The sequence below is a fragment of the Amycolatopsis sp. NPDC058340 genome (assembly GCF_042723975.1).
GTDB lineage: Bacteria > Actinomycetota > Actinomycetes > Mycobacteriales > Pseudonocardiaceae > Amycolatopsis.
In genome coordinates, this window is sequence record NZ_JBHXIB010000008.1 from 140,157 (window position 1) to 151,540 (window position 11,384).

Annotated in this window: 8 protein-coding genes; 1 reads left to right on the forward strand and 7 read right to left on the reverse strand. The window is 69.6% G+C overall.

Annotated elements, in window-relative coordinates; all coding sequences use genetic code 11:
- Positions 1-19 precede the first annotated feature (19 nt).
- Both ACFWIW_RS13270 and ACFWIW_RS13275 read right to left on the reverse strand, forming a co-directional pair.
- Entirely contained in the window at positions 20-766 is a 747-nt protein-coding gene (locus ACFWIW_RS13270) for an arylmalonate decarboxylase (protein WP_378368657.1), read from the reverse strand.
- 12 nt (positions 767-778) lie between these two features.
- A complete protein-coding gene (locus ACFWIW_RS13275) occupies positions 779-4,564 on the reverse strand; it encodes an amino acid adenylation domain-containing protein (protein ID WP_378368658.1) in 3,786 nt (1,261 codons plus the stop codon).
- A gap of 168 nt (positions 4,565-4,732) precedes the next feature.
- Between ACFWIW_RS13275 and ACFWIW_RS13280 the strand changes: the two genes are divergently transcribed.
- Positions 4,733-5,599: an alpha/beta hydrolase gene (locus tag ACFWIW_RS13280; RefSeq protein ID WP_378368659.1), complete on the forward strand. Its 867-nt coding sequence runs from the start codon at positions 4,733-4,735 to the stop codon at positions 5,597-5,599.
- On the opposite strand, the gene ACFWIW_RS13285 is transcribed toward ACFWIW_RS13280, so the two are convergent.
- Genes ACFWIW_RS13285 through ACFWIW_RS13305 form a run of 5 tightly spaced genes read right to left on the reverse strand, consistent with a single transcriptional unit; the run spans position 5,568 to position 11,125 of the window.
- Positions 5,568-6,626, reverse strand: a complete 1,059-nt coding sequence (locus tag ACFWIW_RS13285) for an NAD(P)-binding domain-containing protein (protein WP_378368660.1) — start codon at positions 6,624-6,626, stop codon at positions 5,568-5,570. The two genes, ACFWIW_RS13280 and ACFWIW_RS13285, sit on opposite strands and share 32 nt — an antisense overlap.
- Before the next feature lie 27 nt (positions 6,627-6,653).
- Positions 6,654-7,286, reverse strand: coding sequence for an SRPBCC family protein (locus ACFWIW_RS13290; RefSeq protein WP_378368661.1), 633 nt, complete (start codon positions 7,284-7,286; stop codon positions 6,654-6,656).
- A gap of 19 nt (positions 7,287-7,305) precedes the next feature.
- Positions 7,306-8,160, reverse strand: coding sequence for an FAD binding domain-containing protein (locus tag ACFWIW_RS13295; protein ID WP_378368662.1), 855 nt, complete (start codon positions 8,158-8,160; stop codon positions 7,306-7,308).
- Positions 8,157-10,595 carry a xanthine dehydrogenase family protein molybdopterin-binding subunit gene (locus ACFWIW_RS13300; protein ID WP_378368663.1) on the reverse strand — a complete coding sequence of 813 codons (2,439 nt, stop codon included), beginning with the start codon at positions 10,593-10,595 and terminating at the stop codon, positions 8,157-8,159. The genes ACFWIW_RS13295 and ACFWIW_RS13300 overlap by 4 nt, the downstream gene beginning before the upstream one ends.
- Positions 10,595-11,125, reverse strand: a complete 531-nt coding sequence (locus tag ACFWIW_RS13305; RefSeq protein WP_016336316.1) for a (2Fe-2S)-binding protein — start codon at positions 11,123-11,125, stop codon at positions 10,595-10,597. Before ACFWIW_RS13305 ends, ACFWIW_RS13300 begins: the two co-directional genes overlap by 1 nt.
- Positions 11,126-11,384: the final 259 nt, after the last annotated feature.

Sequence of the window (11,384 nt, forward strand, 5' to 3'; positions counted from 1 at the left end):
ACGATCAGTCAAATATCGGTCAGTGCTCCGCCAGCAGGGAGCCGAAGCCGCGCACGCGGTCGGCGACACCGTTCTGCCGCAGTGCGTGCCAGTACAGGACGACGTTGTTGGAGAGGACCGGTTTGCCGAGCCAGAACTCGGCGGCCGCCGCGAGCCGCGCCATGGCGACGTTGGTGCCGACCTGCACGATGGCTTCGACGTCGGCGTGGTCGACCTCCTTGACCGCGTCGCGGAGCGCGGTCTCGGTGACGTGGGAGATCTTGGCCGGGCTGGGCATGCCGAGGCCGTGGAGGCGCAGCAGGTCGTAACCGTTGTCGCCGAAGAAGCGGCGCACCGGATCGTCGCCGACCGGCAGGTACGGCGTGACGACCGCGATCCGGCGGACGCCGTGCGCCGCGAGGGCGGCGTTGATCGCGTCCGGGCTCATCGTCACCGGACGGCCGCCCGCGGCCTCCCGCATCGCGCGGAGGACGCGGCCGTGCGCCTCCGTTCCCTCCCAATGGCTTTCCGGGGAGACCGCGATGATCACGCAGCCGGGGTCGCAGCCGACGACACCGCGGATCGCCGGCCCCGTCGATCGCCGGATCCCGTGCATGACGTGCGCGAACCCGGGTTCGTCGACCATCGGGTCGTCGTCGATCACCATCCGGCCGGTGTGGTTGGTGACGCCGTCGGGGCGCAGCGCCTCCAGTTCCGGCTGCGCCGCGGTGTTGGTGGATGGGACGACGACGCCGACCTTGAGGCGGGGACCGAGGGAGTCGGGCACTGGCGCTTCTCCTTAGCTCAGCCGGGCACGGATCGCCGAAACCAGTTCGGCGACCCCGTTCTCCTTGAGGACGCTGTAGTGATCGCCTTCGAGCGTGACCACCTCCGGAGGCGCGGCCGAGTACCCGGAGCTGTTCTCGACGAACGAGTAGTCGTCGCCGTCGGCCTTGAACAGCGTCACCCGGGCCGCGATCCGCCGCCGTGCGAGTTCTCGGAAGGTGTAGTCGAACTCGTAGGTCTCCTCGACGATCCGGACGATCCGCCGGATCAGCGGCTCGCCGAGCGTGGGCAGCAGCTTCGCCACGAAGGCCACGAAGCCGTCTTCGTCGCGAACGGTTTCCCGGCAGGCCACCGTTTCCGGCCCGGAGATCGTCCCGAGGAAGACCGACAGCAGGATCGTCAGGTACGCCGGGTTCGCATAACTCGCCATCCGCTCCCCGCCGCCCTCGACCTCGGGATTGCCCGGGCAGATCAGCAGCAGATCGGCCACCCGCTGCCCCTGCTGTTCCAGCTGCCACGCCGTTTCGAAGGCGACCCGCGCGCCGAACGAGTAGCCCCACAGGGTGTACGGCCCCTCCGGCTGGACGCGCCGGATCTCGGCGACGTCGGCCTTCGCCATCTCCTCGACGGTGGCGTACGGCGTCTCGCCGTCGTTGATCCCGTGGGCCTGCACACCGTAGAACGGCCGCCCCAGGCCGCTCTCCGAAGCCAGCGACCGCAGGTTCATCGGGTAGCCACCGAGGCCGGGCCAGCAGAACACCGGGTGACCACCGCCGTCCGCCAAGGGGACCAGCCGTGACGACGGCTCGGCGGAGTCCTCGCCGATGCGGGCGGCCAGGTCGGCCAGCTTCGGGCATTCGAAGACGACCTGCAGCGGCAACCGGGTGCCGTACTCGCGATTGATCCGGTTCACCAGCGAGACCGCGGTCAGCGAGTTCCCGCCCGCGGCGAAGAAGTCGTCGCGGGCCGAGACGTCGTCGTAGTTCAGCGCCTTGCCCCACACCCCGGCCAGCCACCGCTCGTGGCTCGTCGAAGGAGCGATGTACGGCGCGCCCCCGCTCGCGGAGCGGACGACGTCGGTCTCCGCCAGCGCGTGCGCGTCGACCTTTCCGTTGGCGGTCAACGGCAACGCGTCCAGCACCAGCACCCGGTTCGGGATCATGTAGCCGGGCAGAGTGCTCGCGAGTTCGTCACGGATGATCTCCGCCGGGCCCTTCATGTGCACGGAGTCTTCGTGCATGCCCTCGCTGAGTACCTGCTCCGGGCTCACCTTGCCGCCGACGAAGAAGTACGACGGCCCCGGGGCGATCCCCCGCCCGGTGAGGATGTCGTCGATCCGCCGGGCCGCGGGCAGCGGGTGGCCGCTCTTCGAACTGTAGCCCGACGACATGAAACCGAACCCCGAATCGTTGCGCTGCAAGTGATGCAGCTTCACGCCGAGGCCGATGTACGCCAGCCGCTCGTCGGCGGTGCGGCTCACCGCGGTGATACCGAAGGCCGCGCGGCCGTACACCTGCTGGTTGATCGCGATCACGTGCTTGGCCTCGACGATGTCGCCGGAGATCCGTTCGAACTCCCCGCCGCGCCAGCGGTAGGTACCGGCGGGCAGGCCCTCGACCCTCCCCGGATGGGCCTGCACGAACAGTTCGATGTCGTCCCACCGGCGCGCACCGTCGTTGGCGTGCAAGGAGAACGTGCCGAGGTAGTGGTCTCCGGCGGCGGCACCGGCCCGCGCGGCGACCGCGGGATCGGACGCCGCCGGGCTGATCGCGAGGCCGTATCCGGGCAGGACCTCCTCGAACACCCCCACCATATGGCCCGTCTCGAACTCGAGGACCTCGCGGATGTTGTTCTTGTAGACCGGTTCGATGGCGCCGGTGCGGCCGATGAAGTGCACCGAGTGCCCGTCGGCGATGTTCGCGCCGACCCGGACCAGCGTGTGGTCGAGGGGGTGGTGGTAGTACAGCCCGGCGCCGAGACCGTCGAGACCGCTGGTCTCGAGGTACAACTGCGTCGCGTACAGCGCGCCCGGCGAGGCGTACGCGTACTTCGGCAGCAGCCGCTCGTCGCTGCGGAACCGGCCGAACCACCGCAACAGCTCACCCAGTTCGGAGAACGCGAGCTCACCGGGTTCGCGCGAACCGGTGCGAACCGGCCCCGGTGTCAGGAGCGCCGCAAGGTCGTCACGGGTGACCTCGCCGCCCTCGTAATGGCGATACGTCTTGCGGGCGAAGACTTCCCGCCGCTGAAGACCGGTTTCCCGCTTGCCCGGCAACGCGACGGCCGGGCGGCCGGCGAGGTCACGGACACCGGGATTGGACAGCTGCGCCTTGACCTGCAGCTTGCTGGCCTTCGACTGGTGGTGCCCGCCGTGGTTGCCCTGATCCATCACCGCGGCTTCGCGCGGATTCAGCTCCACGCAGGCGACGAGCGCCTTCGAGCCGGTCCGCGCGTCGTCGGTCACCACCGCGGCGGCCCTGCGCACCCACGTGTGCTCCTCGATCGCCACCGCGATCTCGTCCAGCTCGACCCGGTAGCCGCGCAGTTTGACCTGGTTGTCGGCGCGGCCGGCGAACTGGAGGGTGCCGTCCGGGTTCCACTGGACGAGGTCTCCGGTGCGGTACAGCCGCCCGGTCGGCACGAACGGGTTCGGCACGAACTTCTCGGCCGTCTGCTCCGGCCGGTTCAGATAGCCCCTCGCGAGCTGTACCCCGCCGATGTACAGCTCGCCCGTCTCCCCGATGTCGACCGGGGACATGGCGGCGTCGAGCACGAAGCACTGGGTGTTGTCGACCGGAACGCCGATCGGGACCGTTCCGGCGCTCTCGTCGATCGTGTCCGGGTCGACGACGTGGGCGGTCGCGTTGATCGTGCACTCGGTCGGCCCGTACAGGTTGATCAGCCGTGCCGACGGCAGCTCCCGGGCGAGGTCCTTGGCCAGCCGCCGGGAGAGCGCCTCGCCTCCGGAGAACAGCTTCCGCAGTGTGGTGCAGGTCGCGAAGCGCTCGGTGTCGAGCAACGCCTGCAGCAGCGTCGGGACGCATTGCAAGGTCGTGACGCCGTGCTTCAGCACCGTGTCGATCAGGGCTTCGGGATCCCGGAAACTCCCGGGCGCGCTCATCACCACGCGGGCGCCGGCGGCGGGCGCGAGGATCTCCCACTGCGCGGCGTCGAAGCTCATCGGCGTCTTCTGCAGCACCGTGACGTCCGGGTCCAGGTGACCGCAGGCCTGGAGCCAGCGCAGCTGCGACACGACACTGTGCTGCTCGATCATCACGCCCTTCGGTTTCCCGGTGCTGCCGGAGGTGTAGATGACGTACGCGAGCGAGTCCGGCCGCGGGCCGCGCGGCGCCTCGGTCGCGCTGCCGACGTCGGTCACCGAGACGATCCGTGTCCCGGCGGGCACCAGACCGGCCAGGCGTCCGGCGAGACGCGGCTGCGTGACGACGACTCCGGTACCGCTGTCTTCGAGCATGTACCGCAGCCGGTCTTCCGGATATTCCGGGGACAACGGCAGATAAGCGGCGCCGGAGGCGAGAATGCCCCACACGCCGACCATCAGGTCCGCGGAGGGCTCGACGTGCAGGCCGACGGTGTCGTCCACGCCTATTCCCAGATCCGCGAGATACGCGGCGAGTCCCATGCTCGTTTCTTCGAGTTCGCGAAAGGTCATTTCCCGGTCGCCGTCGACGACGGCGACCGCCTCCGGCCGCGTATCCGACCAGTGCCCGAGCAGATCCGTGAGGCAGGTTCCGGAACGGACGCGATGCGGCGGTGCGAGGCTGTCGATCGGTGGCATGCTCATCCCCCAGTGCGAATTCCGTGATTTTTCATTTCCCTTGCCACAGGAGTGACGCGGTCTTCGCGAGATACCGGCCGATGAACGAGAACGCACGGCCGTCCCTTCTTTGCCTCCCTTTGGGGCGACCGCTCTCTTCGCGCACTCGATTCCGCCACAATCGAACGCATGATTCCGACTTTCGTCTTCGTGCACGGTTCGGGAAGTTCGGCACACGGCTGGACGCCCACTCAGCGGGAAATGGCATTGCGCGGGTATCGGACGCTCGCGGTCGATCTCCCCGGCAGGGGCGCGGGATTCACCAGGGCGTATCACGAACAGGACCTCGAAACCTTCGCGGCCGAGCCGTCGGTGATGAGCGGCCTGACCGCGGACGACTTCGTCCGGCCGGTCGTCGAGGCGGTCGAGCGGGTGCGTCACCACGGCCCCGTCTTCCTCGTCGCGCACAGTTTCGGCGGGCTCCCGGTGACCGCCGCGGCCAACGCGATCCCCGAACTGATCGACCGGGTCGTCTACATCGCCGCCCAGTGCCCGGTGGACCGGGCGCCCGGCGAATACCCGGCGCTGCCCGCGTGGTCGTCGTCAGCGCTCTTCCCCGCGACTGCCCCGCTTCTCGTCGGCGACCCGTCGCGACAGGGCTTCGTCCGGGTCAACTGGCGTGGCGCCGACCGGGCCCAGCGCGACGCGCTGCGGAAGGCGATCTCCGGCGAACTCACCGAGGAGGAGTTCCTCCAGGTCGTCGTCACGAGCCAGCCGGACGAGGTGTTCTGGCTGACCGGGCAGGAGTGGGACGTCCGCGCGGGCAAGGACTCCTGGGGGCTGATCCCGCGCACGTTCGTCCGGCTGACCGAAGACCGGTCGATGCCGCTCGCCGCGCAGGACCTCTACATCGCCGGGGGCGACGCGCTCACGCCGGACAATCCGTTCGACGTCCACGACCTCGAAAGCAGCCACGCCGGATTCTTCCGGCGGCCCGCCGGGCTGGCCGCGATCCTCGACCGCCTCAGCGTCCGAGCAGGCGCCGGATCTCGGTGACGGCCGCGCGGCCCGCCCGGTTCGCGCCGACGGTGCTGGCGGACGGGCCGTAGCCGACCAGGTGCAGCCGCGGCTCGGCGACGACGCGGGTGCCGTCCATCCGGATCCCGCCCCCGGCGGCACGCAGGCGCAGCGGCGCGAGATGGTCGATCGCGGCGCGGAACCCGGTGGCCCACAGGATGACGTCGGCGGGCTCGAAGGTGCCGTCGGCCCACTCCACGCCGTCCGGCGTGATCCGGTGGAACATCGGGTGGCGGTCGAGGACACCCGCGTCCAGCCCGGCACGTACTTCGGGAGTCACGGCCAGATCGGTCACGCTGACGACGCTCTCCGGCGGCAGGCCCTGGCGGACGCGACGGTCGACCTTCGCGACGGCCTCACGACCCCAGTCCTCGCTGAAGGGCTCTTCGCGCCACACCGGCGGCCGCCGGGTCACCCAGCGGGTCGAGCGCGCGAACGGCGCGATCTCCAGCAGCAGCTGGACGGCCGACGAACCACCGCCGACCACGACGACCCGCTTCCCGCGGAAGTCATCGACGCCGGTGTAGTCGGCGGTGTGCAGCTGACGGCCGCGGAAGGTCTCCTGCCCGGGATAGTGCGGCCAGAACGGCCGGTCCCAGGTACCGGTCGCGCTGATCACCGCCCGCGCGGCCCACGTTTCGGCCGCGCTTGCCACGATCAGCCGATCTTCGTCGGCGCTCACCGACAAGACATCGACCGGACGATGGACCGGGAGGTCGTAGGTACGTTCGAAGCGGCCGAAGTAGTCGGAGACGACGTCGGCGGCGGGCAGCTTCGGATCCGGGGTGCCGAAGGCCATCCCGGGGAGGTCGTAGAAACCGTGCACCCTCTCCACGATCAGCGAGGGCCACCGGTACTGCCACGCACCGCCGGGCCGTTTGCCGTGGTCGAGCACGACGAAACCCGCCTCGTTGGCGAATCCCGCGCGGCGCAGGTGATACGCCGCCGACAGACCCGCCTGGCCCGCCCCGATCACCGCCACGTCGACTTCGTGATCCGCCTTCATACCGGGTTCAACGGTGGCGGGCCCCGGCTATTTCGCGCGATGCGTCACAGCCCGCACGATGGCGACGACGAGGAGCACCCCGGCGAGCACCACCAGCACCGGAGCCACCCGTTTCACCACGGATTCGCCCGCGTACTCCATCAGGTCGATGGCTTCGCCCTCCGTCACCGGCTTGACCGCTTGCAACGGCGGGCGTTCCTGGGGCTTCTCAGCCTCAGGAGTGCCGAGTTTGCCGGAGAGGCACTCCGCGAACGAGTCGAGGATCTTGCCGCCGACCTCGGAGATCATGCCCCGCCCGAACTGCGCCGGCTTACCGGTGACCGCGAGGTCGGTGGCGACGGCGCCATGGGTGACGCCGTCCTTCTCGGTCAGGGTGAGCGTCACCGTCGCCGAGGCCGTGCCCGCCCCTCGGGCGTCCTTGCCGGCGGCCTTGATCACCACCTTCTTGGCCTCGGCGTCCTTCTCGACGAAATGGCCGGTTCCCTTGTAGAGCAGGGAGATCGGCCCGAGCTTGACCTTCACCGTGCCTTTGAAGGCGTCCCCGTCGACTTCGGTGACGGTGGCGCCCGGCATGCACGGCGCCACCCGTTCCGGGTCGACGACGGCCTTCCAGACCTCGCCGACCGGGGCGGGAACGGTGAATTCGTGGTCGAGCCGCACGGGCCGACCTCCCTTCTGTCTAGGAGCCCGCGGCGGCGAGGACCGCCCGGCCGGTCAGCACCCGCGCGAGGTGCTGCCGGTATTCGACGTCGGAGTTGCCGTCGGCCGTGGGGTTCGTGCCCTCGGCCGCGCGTTCGGCGGCGCCGCGGATCGCCTCGGCGGTGGCCGCGCAGCCGACCAGCGCCTCCTCGACCCCGGCCGCCCGCACCGGCGTCGAGCCCATGTTGGTGAGCGCGACCCGCGCCTCCTCGATGGTGCCCGCCTCGGTGCGGACGCAGGCCGCGACCGCGACCATCGACCACGCCTGCGCGACCCGGTTGAACTTCTCGTAGTGGGCGTGCCAGCCGGTGTGCTTCGGCACCCGGACCTCGACGAGGAGTTCGTCCGCGGCGAGCGCGGTGGTGAACATGTCCTGGAAGAAGTCCGCCGCGGCCACCGTCCGCCGCCCGCCCGGCCCGGCGACGACGAGTTCGCAGCCGAGCGCGAGCACGGGCGCGAGCAGGTCACCGGCGGGATCGGCGTGCGCGATGGCGCCGCCGAACGTGCCGCGATGGCGGATCTGCGGATCGGCCACCGTGTCGGTGGCGGCCTTGAGCAACGCGGCGTGCTCGGCGACCATGGCATCCCGCTGGACGTCGTAGTGCGTGGTCATCGAGCCGATCACCAGGGCGTCGCCGTCTTCGCGGACACCGCGCAGCTCGGTGACCTTCCCGAGGTCGACGAGCGTGGTCGGGGTGGCGAGCCGCATCCGCAGCACCGGCAGCAGGCTTTGCCCACCGGCCAGCACCTTGGCGTCCTCGCCCGCCTCGGCGAGCGCACTGATCGCTTCGTCCACTGTGGACGGAGCGACGTACTCGAACGGGGCCGGGATCACTGGGCACCTCCGGTGGCGTCGATCGAACCGAGACCGCCACCGGCTTCCGAGCCCAGCCCGCCCGCGGCGGCCGACCCGTGCTGGATGGCGTGCCAGACCCGCATCGGGGTCAACGGCATTTCGATGTCGTTCACCCCGAAATGCCGGACGGCGTCGACAACGGCGTTGACCACCGCCGGGGTCGAGGCGATCGTGCCCGCCTCCCCGACTCCCTTGGCGCCCAACGGGTTCGTCGTCGACGGGGTCTCGGTGCGGTCGGTGGTGAAACTGGGCAGGTCCGCCGCCGACGGGAGCAGGTAGTCGGCGAACGTCCCGGTGGTCAGGGTGCCGCCTTCGTCGTGGACGGCCTCTTCGAACAGCGCCTGCGCGATGCCCTGCGCGAGCCCGCCGTGCACCTGGCCTTCGACGATCAGCGGATTGACTGCGACACCGACGTCGTCGACGCAGACGTAGGAGCGCAACCGTACGCGCCCGGTCTCCGTGTCGACCTCGGCCGCGCAGAGATGCGTGCCGTGCGGGAAGGAGAAGTTCTCCGGATCGAACGTGTCCGACGAGTCCAGCGAGGGCTCGACACCGTCCGGCAGGTTGTGCGCCGAGAACACGGCCCACGCGATGTCCTGGATGGACGTCGAGGAATCCGTGCCCTTGACCGAGAACTTGCCCGCCGAGAATTCGAGGTCGTCCTCGGAACATTCCATCAGATGCGCCGCGATCGGCTTGGCCTTGGCGAGCACCTTGTCCGCCGCCTTGACCACCGCGATCCCGCCGACCACCAGCGACCGGGAGCCGTAGGTGTCCATGCCCTTGTGCGAGGACTGGGTGTCGCCGTGGATCACCTCGATGTCCTCGAACGGGACGCCGAGTTTGTCGGCGACGATCTGGCTCCACGCCGTTTCGTGGCCCTGTCCGTGCGCGGAGGCGCCGGTGATGACCTCGATCTTGCCGGTGGGCAGCACCCGGATCTCCGCGTGCTCCCAGCCGCCCGCCGCGTAGTCCAGCGAGCCGAGCACCCGCGACGGCGCGAGACCGCACATCTCGGTGAACGTCGAGATGCCGATGCCGAGCTGCACCGGATCGCCCGATTCCCGCCGTTCCTTCTGCTCGCGGCGAAGGCCGTCGTAGTCGAAGAGCTCCTTGGCCTTGGCGGTGGCGGCCTCGTAGTTGCCCGAGTCGTAGGTCAGCCCGGCCACCGTGGTGAACGGGAACTCCTCGTGCTTGATCCAGTTCTTCTCGCGGATCTCCATCGGGTCCATGCCCAGCTCGACGGCGAGTTCGTCCATCATCCGCTCGATCCCGAACGTGGCCTCCGGCCGCCCGGCGCCGCGATAGGCGTCGGTGAGCGTGGTGTTGGTGAACACGTTGGTGCAGGCGAAGTGGTACGCCGGGAACTTGTAGATCGCGTTGAACATGAACGCGCCGAGGATCGGCACGCCGGGGCCGACGAGGCCGAGATACGCGCCCATGTCGGCGAGCAGTTCGACCTTGAGGCCGGTCACCGTGCCGTCGCGGTTCGCGGTGATGGTGAGGTCCTGGATCTGGTCGCGGCCGTGGTGCGCGGCGACCATCGTCTCCGAACGGGACTCGTTCCACTTCACCGGTTTGCCGAGCCGCTGCGCGATGAGCGTCGCCATCATCTCTTCCGGCAGCACGGCGATCTTGCCGCCGAATCCGCCGCCGACGTCCGGCGCGATCACCCGGACCTTGTGCTCGGGCAGGCCGAGCGTGGCCGCGGTCATCGTCTTGAGGATGTGAGGGACCTGGGTGGCCGACCACATGACCAGCTGGTTGCCCGTCGGGTCGACGACGCACGCCCGCGGTTCCATGAAGGCGGGCACCAGCCGCTGCTGGCGGAACCGCCGTTTGAGCACGACCTCGGAATTCGAGATCGCGTCTTCGACGCTGGAACCCGTTCCCGCGTCGGCCGAGTCGAAGACCCAGACCGCGTTCTGGTTGGTGCCGAGATCCTCGTGCACCAGCGGCGCGCCCTCGGCGAGCGCGTTCTCCAGGCCGAGGACGACCGGCAGCTCGTCGTAGTCGACGTCGATCGCTTCGAGCGCGTCGTGCGCTTCGGCCGACGTGCGGGCGACGACCACCGCGACCCCCTCACCGGCGAAGTTCACCGTGTCCGAGGCGAGGATGGGCCGCCGCGGCGACTTCATGTCCGGCGTGATCGGCCACGCGCACGGCATGCCGATGGCGCCCTCGGGGTCGAGGTCCTTCCCGGTGAAGACCGCGACCACCCCCGGCGCGGATTTCGCCTCGGTGACGTCGATCGAGACGATCTTGGCGTGCGCGAACGGGCTGCGGAGCACCGCGAGATGCAGCATGCCGGGCAGGGTCAGGTTGTCGGTCCAGCGGGTCCTGCCGGTGATGAGGCGCTCGTCCTCCTTGCGGCGACGGGACTTGCCCACCTCCGGTTCGATCGTGGAGGTCATCACTCACCACCCGCGCCGACACGGGAGGCGGTGTCCGAGGCGAGCCGCTCGGCCTCGGGACCGGCGCCGGGCCGCATCTCGTGGGCGGCGTCGCGTACCGCGCGGACGATGTTCTGGTAACCCGTGCACCGGCACAAGTTGCCTTCGAGTCCTTCGCGGACCGCCTTCTCGTCCGGATCGGGATTGTCGGCGAGCAGGTCGATCGACTGCATGATCATGCCGGGAGTGCAGAACCCGCACTGGAGCGCGTGATTCTCGTGGAAGGCCTTCTGCACCGGATGCAGTTCGCCGTCGCGGGCGAGTCCCTCGATCGTGGTGACCTCGCAGCCGTCGGCCTGGACCGCGAGCACCGAACAGGATTTCACGCTGTGCCCGTCGAGGTGGACGGTGCAGGCACCGCAGTTGCTGGTGTCGCAACCGACCACGGTGCCTACCTTCCCGAGCCGTTCGCGCAGATGATGCACGAGGAGGGTGCGGGGCTCGACGTCGTCTGTGTAGCTGGTGCCGTCGACGGTGACGGTGATGCGCATCAGGCCTCCAAAAGCAAGAGAAACCCCGCGCTGGTCCGGGGTCGTTCGGGAGCGGCCGGTCATTCGGTTGTCACGGACCGACCCCGGAGCGACCGTGATCGGACTCACAGTCGAGCGTGCTACGTTGGGTGCGTTAGAGCAACCCCCGGCGGGGGGTCTTACCGACTCGTGAGTGGCAAGGACGGTTTTAAACCTCCTTTCGACAAACCAGGGCAGGGGGGGGTAGCCCCGGGGGTACCGGTGGCGGGGCGGGGACCCG